The organism is uncultured Maribacter sp., assembly GCF_947500405.1.
Taxonomy (GTDB): Bacteria; Bacteroidota; Bacteroidia; order Flavobacteriales; family Flavobacteriaceae; genus Maribacter_B.
In genome coordinates, this window is record NZ_CANMRY010000001.1 from 192,227 (window position 1) to 209,627 (window position 17,401).

The following is a 17,401-nucleotide window of genomic DNA, read 5'->3' on the forward strand; positions in this document are numbered from 1 at the left end:
GTCAAAAATATTATGTTGTATCATAAGACTCAACTAGTCTTTTAGCATAAGCAAAAGCAACTGTTTTAATCCACGATTTTTTTATTATAAAAATCCAAAAAACTAATAGAATTCCTAAAAGGGATAGTGAAATAATTGCGCCTGATGTTAGGTTAAACATCTTAATATTTGAATAATATTCCGATAATAAAATAATTAAAACACCAACCGTAATAAATATTATGGCAGGTACTTTTAAAGCCCATAAATTTCTACGAAACCCATAATTGATATTTTCATTAAATAGTAACTTATACTTCGCTGTGTCTCTAGTTAAACTTCTTAATTTATGACACCATGTTTCATAAATGTTATCTGCTTTTTCTGGGTTCTTACGCTCTAAGCTTTTCATATTTTCAAAACCAATTCCTGTAGAATCAGCCATTTTAGTATGAATATCTTTTTTTAAATATTTAGTCAGAGACTTATCTGAAAAACGCAAAATTTGAGTACTCGGAGCTCCTCCCCATTCATTCCAAAGCCTCTTTTCAGATTTCTTTCCTTTGTCTCGACCTAACTGACCTAGAACAAAAGTTAAAATAGTTGTCAGACCTAATCCTCCGATAAGACTATAAATATTTTGGTAATCAATTGAAAAGTATAATCCAACAATGATTATTGGCAATAAAGTTATTACACTTGGATATACTCTTGCTTTTAACTCATATCTATTTATCATTCTTGAACTTTGCTTTGAAAAGTGAAGGGAAGTGCTGTACCATAACCATTACGAGTATTACAATTTAAATGATGATTCAAAATATTACCCTCAGTCGTATAAACATTTGCACCTCTTCGTATATACGCATTAGTTACCTTATAACTAGGATGTTTCGGTGCTCCCTTTGATGCTGAGACAAATGCATATTCCGTTTTTATCTCATCTAATATTGAAGGGGAAATATTTCTATGACTTCCATGATGTGGAACTTGCTTCCAATTAACTCTTGAAATATCTATACCATAAACTTTAGAATACTCTATGACTTTCTTCAATGCTGGAATGCCTGAATCTCCTGTAAATAAAAACTTCTTATTATCAAAATTTAATAAGTTAACAACACTAGAATTATTTTCTGAGGAAGTGTCCCCAGATTCGTCTAATGTTTCAATATCAAAAGTTTCTTCAATCCAACTTAAAACTGTAGATTTTGCTGAAGCAAAAGTTCTTTCAAGACCCCCGACTAAGCCTTCCATTTTTTGTTCTGGTGTTTTAGCTGAATTTACAAGTAATTCCTCATAATACTTTTCAGTAGGCCCAAGAACTTGAATAGTCCCATTTAAAAAACTAATACCAGCAAAAGGCTCTTCAATCGGTATGTTTTTTTTATTAGCTATTTGTTCTAGTTCATATGCATAACGATATGCCTTTCTCATCCTTTCTTTAAGACTCTCGTCTGTAATTCGTCCATCATGAAATAAATCACGAATTCTGTCAGAATGATTCCATGGTAAATGCATCCATAATTTACCTACAGACATTTCTTCTAGTATCACTCGTAATCCTGACGTATGGTCACTATCTGGATGTGTCGAGATAACTAAATCAACATAGTTCATCCCATATTGATTTTTAATTAGTTCTACTAGTTTTTTTCCAGAGTCTTTACTACCTCCATCAATAACTACGATGTATTGATCTTTTTCTTTATTACTAAAGTCCCCAAAACGCATAGCTAATGCATCTCCACTTTTCTCTCCATCACCAACGGGAAGCATATCTATTTCTAATTGATTCATAATTAAATTAGTTTGCGATATTTCTACTACTTATTCAAAAACCTCTCCAATATTAAATTACTGACAAGCTGACACTTACAAATAAGTAATCAAAATACTACCTCTTATCCCCACAACCCTTATCAAAGGCTACCAAATTAAATAACTGCCGCATTCGAGAGCGTACCCGAATACCATAACGCTCCTCTAATTCCTGAGCATTAAGGTTAGTTGTAGCGTGGGTTTTTACCCTTCGACTGCGCTCAGGGTGACAAAATAAATCATAACGAGAAAGTAGAATCTCCCCCATGACATTACAATCTTTTCCGTAGTGTCTACCCATAGGCTCTACGCCTAAATCATCAAAACAAAAGAATTGCCCATCTCCATAGTCTTCAATCGTTTTATAACCGATATGATTAAACCCAAAAGCAATGTTTCTAGTCGGAATGATTTTATACGGTTTTTGATGCGGTACAATATGACGTAGTAATTTCATTAAACTGGTCTTACCACAACCAACAGGGCCTGTTAGTAGAATTCCCTTAGTAATATCTATACCTAGCTTTTTGCAATTGGTTTCGTCTTGAATAAAGTAATTGCAGAGTTTAAAAAGAATCTCTCGGTCTTCATCTATAATTTTAAAATCTTTACCAAATAACAATTTCCCTTTAGCATCCAAGTAAATAAGCATTTTATCGAAATTGTAAAGTACCCTAGTTCCATTGAACTCTCCCAAGGAATACGTACTATTTCCTTCAACAATCATATGTGGTTTTAATAGTTTTTTCATAATATAAAAACCTCCGGGTTATGAATCCGACGCTCACAGAGGCTCATCGTAATTTTTATCTGAACTGGTCTTTAAGTTGTCCTGATATGGAACAGTTACATTTTGTTTTTCTTCAGTTTTAGAATGCTGAGAATTTAATTTTTTATAATTTTCGTGTTTGTTTAAGTTTTTATTGTTTTCTATAGTTTGTATATGTTTGTTAATAGATACCAATGCTTGTCCATTACTTGTCTCAATATTGGTACGACTTAGGTACAGAGCTTGTTCGGTACTTGTCCCAAAATGGAACATCTTAATTCTACTCCCTTTAAATGGATTGTGAGAAGGTGTGTATAGTAAATATTCCCAATGACTTAATTCCTTTATACATCTATGGTAGGTAGACTTAGAACCAATCTTTGAAATTTCCATTACTTCTGCCCTATTCACATAGAATTCTTCTTTAAAAAAGTTAGTATTCCAAATTTGAAATAACCCCACATACAAACTTATATGTGTTGGATTTAAGCGACTATCTTTAGAGAATTGCATGAAGACATTGTTCAGGTGTTTAATATAATTTACGTCTTCCATAATCTATTGGAAATTTGATCCCAACGCGCCGGCTGGCTCCTTCTCTAATACAGTCCACAGGACTGTTTCTTTACACTCGACCCTATAATTTACATCTTCCAAAGTGCTTTAGAATTTGTTGTGAACTCTGTTCTTTTCTAACACCTGCATAATTTCTTGATACTCATAATACAACACCCCTCCTACTTTGGTATATGGTAATGTTCCATTAATTCGTAGATTTTGCAAAGTGCCTGGAGATATTCCTAATAAGTCTCTCACCTCTGGAGATTTTAGCCATTTCTTCTTTGCATGACTCGGTTGGCTATCTAATAATTGTTTTATATCCTCTAGCAGTGCCATTTTAAACTCTCGAAGATCTTCGGTGGTAATAATTGTTGCTCCCATATTTGTAAAACTGTTTTAAAAAACAAAGCCGCCAAGGTTCATCCGTTTAATGACGACTTTGCTTCGATTTGACTTTCGTTTTACAAAATTGGTGGATATTAGGGATAATTAATCAGAGTAACCACCGAGTTCGGTTATTTTTTAACACTAATAAAATTTGAATCTATTTATATTCTTTTGAGAGCTTTTTTTATAATAATTTAGAATCTTATAGGAATAAAAAGTAAACACAAAGCCATAACCGAGTTCGGTTAAAATTCATCTTTTTGAAAACCATCTTCTTGGTCCATTTTATCTAACAATTTCTGAGTAGCTTCTTCTAAAAATTTTACACGAGAACCTTTTCGTGCTTTTATCTCGTTATAGGTTCTAGAGAAATTTCCTTTCCTAATATTTAAAAATTTAGTAAAAAAATCAAAAACTTGGTTGTTACTTGTATTTCCATTATTGATATATCCCATAGCTTGACAGGCATATAATAATTCTACCAGAGCAGAATAAGGCCCTGTCCAACTTAATTTACTTTTTTTAGTAATTGCATCTCCTTTTTGTATTTCTTCTTTTTTATGTTCGAGGTACTTTATAAAAATTGCAAGTCCTTTGATTCTTGCCCATGTTTCATCGTGCGAAGTATTAAATGTGGCATCCTTAAAATAAGGATAACTTTTCACTATGGGAATATGGTTTAGATGTTTTCTAGTAAAATAATGTGCATCAAAATGTGTATATCCTTCTTCCATATACAATAGAAATTCGGTATGCCTGCCAAATAGGGTATTTACTTTATTAATTTGTTTATTTATAAATTCCAGTTTTGGAGATACGCCAATCTTAGGCATACGCAATTCGCAAGAGCGTACCTCTATATAGTAAATTAAATACTTCATAGGAACCACCTTGATAGTTTTAAAGAATAGGATTTCTGATTGGTTATTCTTAAATCCTTTTTCTTGCACCTCCTTTTTTAACGCTCTCAAAGTTTGTATACAATGTATACTGGCTACATTGGATTCCTTTAAAAAAGGAAGCTTTCTACTTTGTATTTTCTTTAGCTTTGCATTAAAATCCAACAATATATTTTGGTAAGCCATATGTACACTTAGAGGATGTATTCAGAAATAATTATTTCTAAAAATCACATCAACGAAAGTTAATTCTCTCAATGGAAGTCGTTTAATAAGACACTACCTTACAATTATTTTTTTGGCTTCTCTATAAATTTTTTCAAAATTTAATTGTATGTCCTCCGATGAATATCCCTTTTTAGTATTAGGCAGTTCCTTTATTATGTGCTGTAATTTAAAATTTAACCACTTATCTCTTCCATCGGCAAATGCTATAAATTCTCCTTGCTTTAATCTAAAAAAAATATCTGCCCTGCGTTTCGATACTTCCTTCTCCCCTTTGGTAATTCGAGTATCGAAATTGAGATTAAACCCTTTATTGACACTTGTGGTTTTCCTCTTTACCAACTCAAAAAAACGTTCGTAATACTTCGCCGTATCTGGGTCATTTACTTTTCCAAAGAATTGATAGGAAAGATTACTCAAAATTGCTTTACTTGCTTTTTCTCCATAGAGCATATCATTCTGAATCTTGTCTTGCATTACATACACTGTGGCAATATCATAGCTTCGCAAGGTAGCAGGAATACGATGCATATTCAATAGCTTTATTGTGGGAGCCTCTTCCATTAAAACAAAAGAAGATTCTCGTTTCCGAACACTCATTTGTTTAATAACGGTATGCATAATCATAGCAATAACAGGCGAATATGCAGATTCATATTGTGGATTATTTACGATAGAAATTACCGCTTTATTTTCAGAATTATTAATATCCAACGGTACTCCATCTGCGGATAACACTAGGAACAATTTTTGTGTGCTAATTTTTTTAAAGGCATTCGCTAAAGTACTTTTAACTCCTGCCGTTTGCTTCTCGGATTCTATTCCATTGATAAAAGCACTCGCCATTGCTTTAGCGGTTAAATCGGAACTTAAAAAAGCAACAAGTTTCTTTGTATTCATGGACTGAAACAAGGCTATTAGATGCGGTAACGTACAGTATTCCTGATATGCTGTTTTTAATTTCCAAATTAAACCACTTAATAAGCCCTCTACAGCATCTGCAAAGAATTTACTGCTTCCTGAAGCTTCCGAAAGATTCTGTTCCAGTAAATTTTCAAGTAATACTTTAGACACCTCATTTACACTTTCTTCATTAGGCAAATACCTAGGCGCAATTGGATTTACCCGAAAATGAATTTCATCAAATGAAATTGTATAAAATTGAATCTCCTTATTTCTAAAAAGTGGGTATGCCATTTCTGTAAGCTCAAAATCTTTATAATCGTGTATAATACCACAGAATTCATTTTTGCTAAAATGCTGCATAAAGTTATAAATGACACTTTCGGTTTTTCCACTTCCAGCGGAACCAATTATGGACGCGCCTCTTTTTACATTTTCAATTTTGAATTGCCCATGTTTGAGTTTAAAATGTACTCGATATTTTTTATCCGAAATTCCAGATTGCTCTTCATGAAAAAACACATAGACAAAAATTAAAATGACTAATAGCGGTATAACTATATAAAGAATAATATGTGGTAAAGACCAACTCATATACCAATAGAACTCGATTGTATGGCTTTGCCTACTCCTCGTTTTATAGCCTTAATTGCTTTTAAAGCCAACTGCACCTTATGGGTTGGTATATTCATTAAAGGCACTCCAGATGCAGCAAGCATTTTATAGGCAATGGCTTTTTCGTTTACTGGAAGCCCTGAAAGAATGGAAAAGTATACTTTAGGATTTTTAAGAAACAGTTTCCTAGGTGGATAAGTCTCGACATAATTTCGTTTGTATTGAAATAGGCTATCAAAAGTCTTTTCTGAACTTTTAAAGAATTCATCCCTATTAAATCCTCGTTTCACCATTTTTCCATGCATGCTTAATTCGGAAGCTTTATGCTTGCTACCTGGGGACAGGCTATGCCTGTTTGTTATATCTTTCCTACTCACAATAATATGGATGTGACTTTGGTTGCCATCCTTTTGCATGCCTTGAACAATCCGCTTTCCGTTTTGCTGGTGTGGAGCTTCCTTTTCCAATCTGGCGATTTTGCTTTCTATTTTTTTGATATCCCCAATAGATACGCCTTGTCTTATCTCTCTTTGTGTGTTTTTAAGCTGCAATATTTTTGTAGCATACGGTTGGTTTTCTTGTATTTGCTTATCCGTTCCTTTATAAGTGCGCACTTGTTCTATTTTAGCATAGTATTTAATATCCTCTACTGTTACAGCTCGTCTTTCTATCTCGCGGTTAAAAGCTTTGGCATATTCCTTCATTAACTCCCGTGTATATGCTTTTAAATCTTTTTTAGAATCTTGTAAATGTTGGAGTTCCCTTCGGCTTGGATTAATGGTGATGGAATAGAACTTTGGTTCTGTTTTCTTTAGTTTTGCCGTGTTACCATCTATTTCTTTTATGACTTCTGCAGCTGTAATTTCTTCTCCATATTGATTAAAAAAATGTTCGTAATCCCCTATCGCCTTTTCTTCGTTTTCTTTTTCTAGATAGGCAACAAAATCTCCTGCACTCTGTGCATAGTTTCCGCCTGTTTTATGTGGTGATATAGTAATATACATGCTATATTTTTTTCTTTAATGCCTCCAATGTTGTCCTGTCCATTTCCACTTTAAAATATCCACTTCCAAAGTTGCTCTTTACATACTGTATTTTATTTAGGATATGCTGCATATCCTGTTGTAGTGCAGTGTAGTTTTCTTTTACTTTAAAATATTCCTTCCGGTAATAATCGAGTTCTTCATTTTCTGTAATTACGTTTGGAGTTTCAAAATCAAAACTCTCTTCTTCCTTTTCAAGATTGGTGGTTTCTTCAAATAAAGTTTGCAGCATGGCAGTGGTAGGTTTGGTCTGGTGTTTTTCAATATTTTTTACGATAGCTATAAGTGCATTGATTCGCTTTTTTGTACCGTCATTCTTTACCCCCAAATCGTCATTGGGATGCAGGCTATTCCAATGAAAAAAGTTAAGCATGGCTTCCAAAGCTTCCGTATTAGATTTGGATATCTCTTTCGAAAACTTCCTAAATCTAAGCGCTACTTTTTTCTTGACATTAATAGCCGAAAAATGATATTTTGAAAATTCTCCCATTCTTTTTGCTGTAAAAAATCACCTGTTTATAGAGGCTTTGCAGCTGTTTGCTGCAAACTCTAAAATCTTGATATTTACTAAATATTGTATTTATTTGATTACCAATACCTTACAAATAAAATATAAACATAACATCGCTCTGCGTGTTACCCTCTTGCTTCTCCTTTTCGTTCGCCCAAAGCGAACAAAAGCTCCGAACAATCGGACTAAAAAAGCCTGTTTTAAGCTTGTCAAAAGATTCGTTGCTTTTTCTTATTAATCTTGTTGTATAAATGTATCCAATTGCAATGCAAAATGGAAACGTGCATTAGTCTCTAATACGCTGTTTTTAAACCATTGTATATGATTTTAAAGTTTGACTTAAAATAGAACGTCAGGTTAGGAAATATCCGCCTACATTTTTCAATAAAAAAAGACCTTTGAAAATCAAAAGTCTTAACACTTACTTGTACTGGTTCAAATGTTGAAAACATAGGTATATGCATATAAATTTTTGACGGCTTCCTCATATAAAATAGTTTCATATTCCAAATGGTTTTCTTTAGCATATATTTTTAAATCCGTACCAAATTTATTTTCAATTTCTTCTTTAGAAACGGATAGCAAATGTTGTTGGGTTTCTTCATCGAGATTGTTATAATTTAAGTATATCATAATCTAAAAAATTATAATAGGCAATTATCTGCAAAACTGTAGTATTCCTCATTTGGGGTAATAATCAAATGGTCTAAAACTTTAATATCAAAAAGAGTTGCTGCCTTTTTTATTTTCTCCGTAATTCTTTTATCCGCTTCACTAGGAAGTAACTTTCCTGACGGATGGTTATGCGCTAAAATAATTGCAACGGATAGTGTTTTTAATACTACGGCAAATAATATGCGTAGGTCTACCATAGTTCCCGTTATTCCACCCTGAGAGACTTGAAAAATCCCTTTCACCTTATTACTATTATTGAGTAGCATAACTTTAAAAGTTTCATGCAGTTCAATGGTGTTTTTATTCCAATTTTCAAATAATAGTGCATTAGCATCCTGCGATGAATTTATCTTTTTCCAAAATGGTGATTTTACACGCTCTTTGTAACTAATCTGGATTTCGTTAACTTTATCTTTCATTGTTCTTTTCTTTAGAGATTAATAATGAAAAAGAGGGCTGAACTTTTGTGGGTGATGCCCTCTTTCTTTTTTGGTTTACTTACTACCTAAAAGCAATATTTCGTTGGCTTCCACTTCGGTAACATAGCGTTGATTGCCTTCTTCGGTTTCATAGGTTCTAGTTCTTAGTTTTCCAACAATTCCGATCTCCTTACCCTTGTTTACATACTTTTCGATAATTTCAGCAACCTTTCCCCAAGCTACAACAGTATGCCAATTGGTGTCGGTCTGTTTTTCCCCTTTGTTATCTTTGTAATTCTCATTGGTAGCTAATGAAAAACGAGCTACTTTTTTTCCGTTTTCTAAATTTGTAACCGTGGGTTCTTGTCCAACGTTTCCGATTAACTGTACATGATTTTTAATAGTACTCATAATTATTGATTTAAAGATTAATATTCCTTTGTTTTAAAAGTGATTTACTTAGTATATCCAGAGTGTTTTCCTTTTTCCAGCAGTGCTGGTTTTGTTAGTTTTAGTTCCACTTCCTTTTTGGATATTTTGAGATGATTTCATAGTTCGATATTTTGATTTACTTTCCATAGAGCCTTCGTTGTTACCTTTTTTTGATGCCCTGTGTAATTCAATATTCAGATTTGATAAGACGTATAAAAAAGAGACCCGCTTAATAGCGGGCCTGATTTATGCCGTTGTTCAAAACGGAATGTTGTTGTTTTGCGGTCAAAAAAAAGTGATAATGGAGGTTCAGTAAGTGAATTAAAAGACTAGGTGAAGTTTAAAATGGAAGGGAGTGGGGCTGTATATAAAAAAGCCAACTTGAATATATACAAAAAACGAAAAAGTATTATTCCTTCTACATAATACAACAGAATACTTCAATAAAGAATTTAAGTTAAGAAACAATAAATTTCACATCTCGCATAATTATTTTATTTATTTTTATCAAAAACTAATGGTCGCTATTTCTATGTATAAATATGAAACATTTGACAAAGTAACATAGCCCATGAATTTACAGATTATATATAACCCACAATATTTTATGAAAGTTACAAGTAGTATCCTTTTAGGTTTTTTATTGTTTTTATTTTTAGGTTGCTCTTCTTCCACCAAATTAATGGACTCATGGAAATCTAGCAATTTCAATAGCCTATCAAATGCCAAAATTCTAGTAATTAGTGAACACTCTGAAATGTCCGTAAGAGAATTATATGAATCCTCTATTGCAAACAAACTCCGTTCACAAAATATTAATGCTATTGAAGCTCACTTGCAATTTCCTACTTTGAAAAAAGCTGAAACACCAGAAGCTATAGATAAAATATTGAACCAATTTAAAGAAGCTAAAATATCTGCCATTATTTTAACCTCTTTAAAACAAACCATTGAAACTTCAAATATGTCATTATCTTCCAAAAAAGAAGTTCCAGAGACTTATTCAGAAAAAGCAAGTTTTTCATCAGTCAGCCATCAAAAAAATAATCAAGCGATTGCCAACTCTAAAACATATGTACTTGAAGCCATTACCTATAATCTTGCCTTAGAAAAAGACAAACAATTAGTTAACGTATGTCTTGTAGATGTTACTGACCCCAGTTCTGGAGACAAAATATTGAAAAGTTTCACTAAAATTATTGGAGCACAATTTCAATAAAACAATTGTACATGGAATTATTGAATTCAAGACTATCTTACAAAATTATCAGAGGTATAACATTTTACTCAACGCTACTTTTTTTTATTAGTTGTGGCAGTAAAAAAGCAATTGTTCATCAACCAGTTTCGTTAGAAATTGCTCCAAAAAAACTGGCTCTTTTTATGGATGGCACCACCAATAATGAACGCAACCATACAAACGTTTCTAAACTTTACAATTTAGTTTCTTTACAAAACAACCCAAATATTGGCGCAGCTTATTTAAGAGGTGTTGGTAATGGAGCAGATTTTATTGGAATTATTACTGGCTCTGGCATTAAAGGAGAAGTTTGTAATGCGTATTTATATCTAACTGAACACTATAATCACGAACGTCAAGACGAGATTTATTTGTTTGGATTTAGCCGTGGAGCTTATGCTGCCCGAATTTTAGCAGGAATGATACATTCGGCTGGTATTGTTGATGTAAGTAATATTCCCGAGGATAAAAGATTAAAATTTATTAAAAAAATATATAACGCGCATAAGGGAGACAAAACACTACAAGAAAGAAGGAATGATGTTTATAAAGTAACCAAACAGCAACTAGACCATGACTCTTACGAAATAGAATTCATGGGGCTTTGGGATACTGTAGCATCATTAGGAATACCAGATTATAAAGACGATTATTATGTAGAAAAAACTAAATATAATGACCAACTATGTAACGTAAAAAAAGCGGTACAGGCATTATCATTAAATGACAACAGAGGTTCTGTGTTTACACCTTCCCTATTAACTCACGAATATTTAGTTCGCGACTGCAACAGTATTAATCCAAAAAATATCGCTGATGAAGTTTGGTTCTTCGGTGCTCACTCTGATGTTGGTGGAGGAGCTTTTAATACCAATATAAGTGGTGTTTCTCTAAATTGGATGATTGCACAACTACAAGAAAATAAAATACTGCCAGATGGTGTTAAAGTTTATGAAAATCGTTTTGATATTACCAACAACCCAAGGAAAGGCTTTTTAAAACTCTTTTACCCTAAAAAAGGTCGTAAACTTGTTTTTTTTAGCTCTAAAAATGGTTATAAGAAAGAAAAACTAAAAATACATCGTTCTGTATTAGATAGAATGGAGAGCTCACTACAAACTTATGAGATTAATCTTATTAAGTTATTTGGAGAGTGTTTTAGAAAAAACGAAAAAGGTGGCTATACTTATTCAGAGAATTCAGAGTGTTTTCAAGTTGTAAATTAGTATTTACAATTACTTAAATTAAAAAGATTAATCTTAATTTCGTATTTTAAAATAAAGAAAAATGACGATTAAATACCCTTTTGCAATACTTCTATTAAGCATTCTACTTTTTTCCGGATGCTCTGGGATGAAATTATCCAACTCCTATAAATCAGATAGTTTTGAAAACTTAAACAAAAAGAAAGTTTTAGTGATTTCTAGAACACCCTTGGAAGACATTAGACAAGAATATGAATTAGAAATAGTTGCTAAATTAAAGAGCAAGGGAATTAATGCCGTTGCTAGCCATATAGCTTTTCCTAATTTAAAACGAATTGACAATAAAACTTCAAAGAGAATTTCTGAAGTTATTAGTCAATTTAGAAAAGAAGGATTCGACCATTTATTATTAACCTCACTTAAAGATGTTCAAGAGCAAGAAGTATTACAAAAACAAGGAGGTTATAGTTCCCTAAATGAGTATTACGGCAATAAATATATCACTTTAAAAGGTTATTATGATGATTTAAATGCTGCACCAAGGCTACCCGCCAGAGAAATAGAAGAAACAACCAACAGCATTCTTCTTACTACCTATATTTTGGAAGCCGTAACCTATAATTTATCTCTAGAAGAAGAAAAGAGATTGTTATCTGTAACTACAGCAGAAGTTACCAATCCAGATTCCGGCAAAGAGGTTAGAAGAGCTTTCGCTACAATTCTGGCTAGTGAATTAAAATAAAAAACTATGCGCCATTTTGTTTTTACGTTAACTTTACTAGCTTCTATAGCTGTAAAGTCTCAAGATTTATCTTCACTTTATGACAAAGTAAACCCGTCCGTTGTTGTCATTTTTACAGAAGAAAAAGCAATCAAACAGGTTGGCAATTATAGTAAAATGGTAAAATCAGAAGGGATAGGTTCTGGTTTTTTAATTTCTAACAACCAAATTTTAACAGCAGCTCATGTAGTTGATGTTGCCGAAAGTGTTTTGGTTAGGTTTACAGATGGCGAAACCATTAAAGCAACAGTAACTTCTAGTTTTAAAGACCCAGACATAGCCCTGATTACGTTAGCCCTTCCTAAAAAAAATGCAAAACCTGTTGTATTAGGAGATTCTGACATGGCTAAAGTTGGAGAAAGAATTTTTGTAGTTGGAGCACCCTTTGGATTAGCACATTCCCTTTCTTCAGGTTATATAAGTGGTAGAATAAAAAATATGGAGCGCTAAATCCTTTTACAAATAGTGAGTATTTACAAACAGATGCCGCTATTAACACTGGTAATTCCGGTGGGCCAATGTTTAATTTAAAAGGCGAAGTTATTGGAATTGTAAGTCATATCAAATCAATTACAGGAGGATTTCAAGGTATTGGCTTTGCTGCTAGCTCCAATATTGCAAAAGAACTCCTTTTAGACAAAAATATTCCATGGTCTGGCGCAGAAGTTTTACCTCTTTCTGAAAGTGCCTCTAAAGTACTTAATGTCCCGCAAAAGAATGGATTGTTGGTACAGCGAGTTGTTAATTCTTCTCCATATGGAAAATTAGGTTTAAAAGGCGGCACAGTAAAAGCTACCATAGATAAAAATGATATTTTATTAGGAGGCGACATCATTTTAGCCATCAATGGCATTCGTTTTGAAATGACAGATGAAACTTTAAAAAAATTAGGTGATTATGCTGCTTCAGTTAAACCTGAAGACCCTATTGTTCTGGAAGTACTTAGAGAAGGTAAAATAATATCATTGAGAAATTAATAACGTCTAGCTCATTAATCTTCGTAACTATACAATTTACTGTCCCTAAACTAAATAAATACTTCTACTTATTATACTCCTCCCAGTTTTCTTGTCTTTTTTTAGACGAGTTATCACCTATTGATTTACATGTTTTTCTAGCATAATTGTATAAAGCAAACCGGTATCTATATCAAAAAACACTTTAAATATATTTAAAGTTATTTCAAGTTACAATTTAGGCGATTCACTTAAAATGGCACAACTTAAAATGCAAAATGCCAATATATTTGATTAGAAATTAAAAATAAAATAAGATGAAAAATTTTAAGTATTTACTAATTATGATTATTGTCTTTACCATATCATCATGTAGTAAGGATACCTACAACGACCACGACTACCATTTAGAACGTATAAATGTAATAAGTGCGGAACTCCCCGATGAACTTATTTATGGAAGAACATATGAAATTAAGGTTAATATAGAATTACCAAATAGTTGCTATTTCTATTATAATCAATATGACTACATCTATGACGAAAACACAAGACTCATTTACCCTATAGTACATGTTGATGATGACATTTCTTGTAATCAAAAAATTACAGAAACTACATTTTTTATACCATTACAAGTGTTACAGAAAGAATCTTATATTTTCAAATTTTATCAAGGCAAAGATTCTGATGGAAAAGATACCTTCTTAACTCTTGAAGTACCTGTTATTTAAAGACCTCAATAGAAATAAAAAATTTATTACAAAGTTTAATACATTTTAAAGATTTTTTTACCTCAATAAATAAGAATATAGTTAGTTTTTCATATGGTTGGTTAGTTTAAACCGCTCTACCTTTAAAAGGACTGAGCGGTTTTTTTTGTTTTTGTAATGATACTGTGAAAAATTAAAGATTAGTTCAATTATGAACTTCCAAGCAAATAAGTATAACCACTTTCCTTTTCATACAAATTCCTGCCATATCATTTATCATATTATAACTGAAACTAACAGAAAGCTCTTCTTTGTTGGGGTTTTAATCACTTCTATGTTTACATGGCGTAGTTAATCTCCATTTTTAAGTTCAACTGTCAAATGAAAACCATCTAAATTCATTTTTTAAACCCCATCTCTCTATTAAGAGCAAGTTTTTAAGTAGAATAATTTATCATTATAAAATACTACTATCTACAATGGACTTCTTTTATATTTTCATAATTTATATTTAAAGATTACTCTGGCATATACATGTCTTTCATTAGACAAAACTTGTCCGAAAGTAAAATAATGCTCTATACCAAAAGAAAATCTATTAGCAGAAAAATAAGTATTTAGGGTTATTACGGTATGTAACATATTTAAACTATCCACAGCATACTCAAAATTTCTTTGAAATAAACTTCCTTGAGCTGTACCATTGAAAAAACTTACGGAACTACTAATGGTAGATTGAAAAAACAATTCAATATTCGAAGAATTTGATAAGAGACTAGTGTCCGTTCCTACAGATTGTGATAATTCATTAAATTTCCCAAATCTAAGCCCTAAAGTAGGTGTAGCATCTATATATAAGTTCCCTAATCTGACATCTAAAAGCCCATAAATATCTATCCATTTTTGTTCTGGAATAAAATCATAGGCATAGGTGAAATTTAGGTTTACTACTGGCTGATTCGGCACCTGATATTTCCATTCTTCAAAAACAGGATCATCTGTTACTTTATTATGAAACCATCCCTGAAAATCTCCAGCTAAAGATGAAGGCCCCATTATTCCAAGTATTGTTCCTCCTTTAAAAAATGAACGATTAAATGCATACGTTACATTAAATGTAGTCAATAACAATCCAGCGTAGGGTCTGTCGAAAGATATATTATCTGATAGAATCTCTATTGGCGTTATTACCTTATTAGTAGGAGTATATCCTTCTATACGCAGTCCTATATCAAAAAAGTAATTCTCCTTTTTTGAAAAATATTTTTGAAGTCCAAACAGTTTTTCTTTTTTAAACTTTAAGTTTAATCCAACACCGTAGCTATAAAATCGGTCGGAATTTTGCCAAATTACATAGGCATCATTTGCCGAGGAAAATGAAATTTCACTTTTAAATTTGCTTGGTTTTTGTCCTAAACACACTATATTCCAAAAAAGAAAAAACACACACAAAACTCGAAAGTTTGCTATAGTAAAATTCATTTTTTTCTTTTGTTGTCTTTGAGAGGAATTTTATTGTTTTACCATTTAAAGGGTTTAACCCCGAATCCAAATTCTAGATAATCTGCAGCACCTCCATCAAGTGTCTTTAGACCAAACTGCGCAAAGATTGTTTTATTGATGTTATAGCGGATGGCAGGTCTCATAAAATAGGCCCCCTTTCCTAAATCGTCGGTAATATAGGTACCAATCTGGGCTTTTATGACCATTTTCCAAAAATTAAAATCATAACCAGCATGTATTCCAATTGCCGTACGGTCTCCTGCATTTTTAAATTCTTGAAGCGTATTATCATAAAAAAAATCTAAACCAGTACTAATACCATGTATTTCATTAAATCTATGCTCATAATCTAAAACTCCTGTAAAAACTCCAAACTGTCTATCCGTTCCTCCATCTTCCGAAGTTTGTTTTCCTCCTCCTGCAAAATACAGTGCAATAGAATTATCATTGATTTTAGTCATTTCTCTTTTCTCGGGGGACTTAAATCTTGCTTGCAATAGGTTACTAGAATAAGGGTCATTGTCAACAATACGTTGAGCTGCATTATAATTATATTTTATCCCAAGGTTGATACCAAATAAATTTAATCCTAAATTGGGTTGATAACTACTACCATTACTAAAATGTGTAAAATCAAACCCATAAGTCAAATCTAATTCTCTTGTAAAACGGTATTCAAAGCCAAGATCTAAACCAAAATAAACAGCTGCTCTGGCACCAAATGCATCGTTTACTGGGTTTTCTTCCGCATTATATTCTTGTAAATTATATGTTATTCCTAAGGAAGGTTCTATACTAAATGTATTTCGTCTATTTGGATTACCTATTGGAAAATCTACAAATCCATATATAGCACTTGGGTTACCAAACACTTGGGCATTACCCAAAAATCCGGAATATAAACCAATACCATACGTAGGATATTTATAATAACTCGCCCAACTTTCTGAATCACTAGATTGCCATCCAATTTTTACATTAATAGCTCCATAACCCGCATCTAAAAAACCAGCTTCACTTAAAGCCGTTCCTGTATACAGATAACTACCATAATTAGATTTTACTTCAATCGTCCTAAATTTATTAGAATACGTCAAATTAGTCTCCTCTTGAGCTTTTAGAACCGTAAAAAAACAAAACAGACATAGAGTTATATATTTAGTCATCCTTTTAATTATTAAAAATTTACAAAGTGTTTTTTTATTTCTCCATTACAGCTCAAAAAATACTATTCTTTTAGCCTAAAAACAAGATAATGACTATTAAAATAGATTCACTTACACCTCTTTAATTTTTTTGGACGTTTTTAAAGCGCATCATTACTATACCATCCATCATTAAGTTTAACCGTCCTAAATGATCTATTGTATAGGCATTGATTTTTTTTATTGAAGTTAAAAATACTCTTTCACCGTTTCCACAGAACATCATGGTTGTTGGTCCTGGCATACCAAATGTAATTTCCTTACCCGATAAAGTGTAATCTGCGGAATAGCCATTACAACTATTGCTACCTTCTACTTTACTCGTAGTTTCATTAAAGGTTATCATTGGTTTTTTATCTGGATACATACCCGAAAAAGCTATTCTTGGTCCAGAAATAAACTCCAATTCCCAAGTAGCATTAAAAAGGTTCTCATTTATTTTTCCATTTAATGATGAGCAAGCACTAGCAATTACACACAATACAAGTAAGGAAAAGAATATTATTGTTTTTAAAACTTTAGATTTCATAACACTTGTTTTTTCATAGTTTATTTAATC

At 32.2% G+C, this 17,401-nt stretch carries 20 protein-coding genes and 1 pseudogene; 6 read left to right on the top strand and 15 right to left on the bottom strand.

The features are described 5' to 3' along the window. Nucleotides 1-10: 10 nt before the first annotated feature. The 12 genes from Q0945_RS00985 to ssb all read right to left on the bottom strand — a co-directional run bounded on the left by Q0945_RS00985 (nt 11) and on the right by ssb (nt 9,218). Complete coding sequence (locus Q0945_RS00985) at nt 11-718, bottom strand: hypothetical protein (RefSeq protein ID WP_299429873.1); 708 nt, start codon at nt 716-718, stop codon at nt 11-13. Next, nucleotides 715-1,779 (bottom strand): MBL fold metallo-hydrolase, encoded by a 1,065-nt coding sequence (locus tag Q0945_RS00990; protein WP_299429875.1) that lies wholly within the window; start codon nt 1,777-1,779, stop codon nt 715-717. The genes Q0945_RS00985 and Q0945_RS00990 overlap by 4 nt, the downstream gene beginning before the upstream one ends. 97 nt (nt 1,780-1,876) lie before the next feature. Next, nucleotides 1,877-2,527 carry an ATPase gene (locus tag Q0945_RS00995; protein WP_299429877.1) on the bottom strand — a complete coding sequence of 217 codons (651 nt, stop codon included), beginning with the start codon at nt 2,525-2,527 and terminating at the stop codon, nt 1,877-1,879. A 57-nt stretch (nt 2,528-2,584) separates the two neighbouring features. Further along, nucleotides 2,585-3,082 carry a hypothetical protein gene (locus Q0945_RS01000; protein WP_366135582.1) on the bottom strand — a complete coding sequence of 166 codons (498 nt, stop codon included), beginning with the start codon at nt 3,080-3,082 and terminating at the stop codon, nt 2,585-2,587. Nucleotides 3,083-3,232: 150 nt separating this feature from the next. Then, nucleotides 3,233-3,511, bottom strand: a complete 279-nt coding sequence (locus tag Q0945_RS01005; RefSeq protein ID WP_282117154.1) for a helix-turn-helix domain-containing protein — start codon at nt 3,509-3,511, stop codon at nt 3,233-3,235. Between the two features lie 251 nt (nt 3,512-3,762). Beyond that, a complete protein-coding gene (locus Q0945_RS01010) occupies nt 3,763-4,488 on the bottom strand; it encodes an RteC domain-containing protein (protein ID WP_299429881.1) in 726 nt (241 codons plus the stop codon). A gap of 207 nt (nt 4,489-4,695) precedes the next feature. After that, a complete protein-coding gene (locus Q0945_RS01015) occupies nt 4,696-6,138 on the bottom strand; it encodes a type IV secretion system DNA-binding domain-containing protein (protein ID WP_299429883.1) in 1,443 nt (480 codons plus the stop codon). Continuing rightward, nucleotides 6,135-7,163 carry a MobB family relaxase gene (gene mobB, locus Q0945_RS01020; RefSeq protein WP_299429885.1) on the bottom strand — a complete coding sequence of 343 codons (1,029 nt, stop codon included), beginning with the start codon at nt 7,161-7,163 and terminating at the stop codon, nt 6,135-6,137. The genes Q0945_RS01015 and mobB overlap by 4 nt, the downstream gene beginning before the upstream one ends. A gap of 1 nt (nt 7,164) precedes the next feature. Further along, entirely contained in the window at nt 7,165-7,692 is a 528-nt protein-coding gene (locus Q0945_RS01025; RefSeq protein WP_298501577.1) for a BfmA/BtgA family mobilization protein, read from the bottom strand. Nucleotides 7,693-8,148: 456 nt separating this feature from the next. Continuing rightward, nucleotides 8,149-8,346: a hypothetical protein gene (locus tag Q0945_RS01030; RefSeq protein WP_299429888.1), complete on the bottom strand. Its 198-nt coding sequence runs from the start codon at nt 8,344-8,346 to the stop codon at nt 8,149-8,151. A gap of 11 nt (nt 8,347-8,357) precedes the next feature. After that, nucleotides 8,358-8,807: a JAB domain-containing protein gene (locus Q0945_RS01035; RefSeq protein WP_299429890.1), complete on the bottom strand. Its 450-nt coding sequence runs from the start codon at nt 8,805-8,807 to the stop codon at nt 8,358-8,360. A gap of 75 nt (nt 8,808-8,882) precedes the next feature. Next, the gene (gene ssb / locus Q0945_RS01040) at nt 8,883-9,218 is read right to left on the bottom strand and encodes a single-stranded DNA-binding protein (protein ID WP_298501584.1); all 336 of its coding nucleotides are present in this window, start codon (nt 9,216-9,218) and stop codon (nt 8,883-8,885) included. A gap of 592 nt (nt 9,219-9,810) precedes the next feature. On the opposite strand from ssb, the gene Q0945_RS01045 reads away from it, so the two are divergent. From Q0945_RS01045 to Q0945_RS01075, 6 genes and pseudogenes are all read left to right on the top strand, one after another. Next, nucleotides 9,811-10,458: a hypothetical protein gene (locus tag Q0945_RS01045; protein WP_298501586.1), complete on the top strand. Its 648-nt coding sequence runs from the start codon at nt 9,811-9,813 to the stop codon at nt 10,456-10,458. A gap of 11 nt (nt 10,459-10,469) precedes the next feature. Beyond that, on the top strand, nt 10,470-11,705 hold the full coding sequence (locus Q0945_RS01050; protein WP_299429892.1) for a DUF2235 domain-containing protein: 1,236 nt from the start codon (nt 10,470-10,472) through the stop codon (nt 11,703-11,705). Between the two features lie 61 nt (nt 11,706-11,766). Then, on the top strand, nt 11,767-12,426 hold the full coding sequence (locus Q0945_RS01055; RefSeq protein ID WP_299429894.1) for a hypothetical protein: 660 nt from the start codon (nt 11,767-11,769) through the stop codon (nt 12,424-12,426). 6 nt (nt 12,427-12,432) lie between these two features. Beyond that, entirely contained in the window at nt 12,433-12,915 is a 483-nt protein-coding gene (locus Q0945_RS01060; RefSeq protein ID WP_299429896.1) for a trypsin-like peptidase domain-containing protein, read from the top strand. A gap of 14 nt (nt 12,916-12,929) precedes the next feature. Further along, a pseudogene (locus Q0945_RS16095) lies at nt 12,930-13,442 on the top strand (trypsin-like serine protease); the annotation flags it as partial. 296 nt (nt 13,443-13,738) lie between these two features. Beyond that, nucleotides 13,739-14,155, top strand: a complete 417-nt coding sequence (locus Q0945_RS01075) for a hypothetical protein (protein WP_299429898.1) — start codon at nt 13,739-13,741, stop codon at nt 14,153-14,155. Nucleotides 14,156-14,632: 477 nt separating this feature from the next. Here Q0945_RS01075 and Q0945_RS01080 read toward each other — a convergent pair whose 3' ends face one another. The 3 genes from Q0945_RS01080 to Q0945_RS01090 all read right to left on the bottom strand — a co-directional run bounded on the left by Q0945_RS01080 (nt 14,633) and on the right by Q0945_RS01090 (nt 17,371). Continuing rightward, nucleotides 14,633-15,616, bottom strand: coding sequence for a lipid A-modifier LpxR family protein (locus Q0945_RS01080; RefSeq protein WP_299429900.1), 984 nt, complete (start codon nt 15,614-15,616; stop codon nt 14,633-14,635). A 38-nt stretch (nt 15,617-15,654) separates the two neighbouring features. Continuing rightward, nucleotides 15,655-16,803 (bottom strand): acyloxyacyl hydrolase, encoded by a 1,149-nt coding sequence (locus Q0945_RS01085; RefSeq protein WP_299429902.1) that lies wholly within the window; start codon nt 16,801-16,803, stop codon nt 15,655-15,657. Between the two features lie 121 nt (nt 16,804-16,924). Continuing rightward, a complete protein-coding gene (locus tag Q0945_RS01090) occupies nt 16,925-17,371 on the bottom strand; it encodes an META domain-containing protein (protein WP_299429904.1) in 447 nt (148 codons plus the stop codon). Between the last annotated feature and the right edge of the window lie 30 nt (nt 17,372-17,401).

Bases quoted from the DNA above. Each gene is read 5' to 3' on its own strand.
- Q0945_RS01045 (WP_298501586.1), top strand. From the start codon at position 9,811: ATGAATTTACAGATTATATATAACCCACAATATTTTATGAAAGTTACA.
- mobB (WP_299429885.1), bottom strand. From the start codon at position 7,163: ATGTATATTACTATATCACCACATAAAACAGGCGGAAACTATGCACAG.
- Q0945_RS01055 (WP_299429894.1), top strand. From the start codon at position 11,767: ATGACGATTAAATACCCTTTTGCAATACTTCTATTAAGCATTCTACTT.
- Q0945_RS01090 (WP_299429904.1), bottom strand. From the start codon at position 17,371: ATGAAATCTAAAGTTTTAAAAACAATAATATTCTTTTCCTTACTTGTA.
- Q0945_RS01075 (WP_299429898.1), top strand. From the start codon at position 13,739: ATGAAAAATTTTAAGTATTTACTAATTATGATTATTGTCTTTACCATA.
- Q0945_RS01080 (WP_299429900.1), bottom strand. From the start codon at position 15,616: ATGAATTTTACTATAGCAAACTTTCGAGTTTTGTGTGTGTTTTTTCTT.
- Q0945_RS01060 (WP_299429896.1), top strand. From the start codon at position 12,433: ATGCGCCATTTTGTTTTTACGTTAACTTTACTAGCTTCTATAGCTGTA.
- Q0945_RS01025 (WP_298501577.1), bottom strand. From the start codon at position 7,692: ATGGGAGAATTTTCAAAATATCATTTTTCGGCTATTAATGTCAAGAAA.
- Q0945_RS01050 (WP_299429892.1), top strand. From the start codon at position 10,470: ATGGAATTATTGAATTCAAGACTATCTTACAAAATTATCAGAGGTATA.
- Q0945_RS01015 (WP_299429883.1), bottom strand. From the start codon at position 6,138: ATGAGTTGGTCTTTACCACATATTATTCTTTATATAGTTATACCGCTA.
- Q0945_RS00985 (WP_299429873.1), bottom strand. From the start codon at position 718: ATGATAAATAGATATGAGTTAAAAGCAAGAGTATATCCAAGTGTAATA.
- Q0945_RS01000 (WP_366135582.1), bottom strand. From the start codon at position 3,082: ATGCAATTCTCTAAAGATAGTCGCTTAAATCCAACACATATAAGTTTG.
- Q0945_RS01005 (WP_282117154.1), bottom strand. From the start codon at position 3,511: ATGGGAGCAACAATTATTACCACCGAAGATCTTCGAGAGTTTAAAATG.
- Q0945_RS00990 (WP_299429875.1), bottom strand. From the start codon at position 1,779: ATGAATCAATTAGAAATAGATATGCTTCCCGTTGGTGATGGAGAGAAA.
- ssb (WP_298501584.1), bottom strand. From the start codon at position 9,218: ATGAGTACTATTAAAAATCATGTACAGTTAATCGGAAACGTTGGACAA.
- Q0945_RS01035 (WP_299429890.1), bottom strand. From the start codon at position 8,807: ATGAAAGATAAAGTTAACGAAATCCAGATTAGTTACAAAGAGCGTGTA.
- Q0945_RS00995 (WP_299429877.1), bottom strand. From the start codon at position 2,527: ATGATTGTTGAAGGAAATAGTACGTATTCCTTGGGAGAGTTCAATGGA.
- Q0945_RS01085 (WP_299429902.1), bottom strand. From the start codon at position 16,803: ATGACTAAATATATAACTCTATGTCTGTTTTGTTTTTTTACGGTTCTA.
- Q0945_RS01030 (WP_299429888.1), bottom strand. From the start codon at position 8,346: ATGATATACTTAAATTATAACAATCTCGATGAAGAAACCCAACAACAT.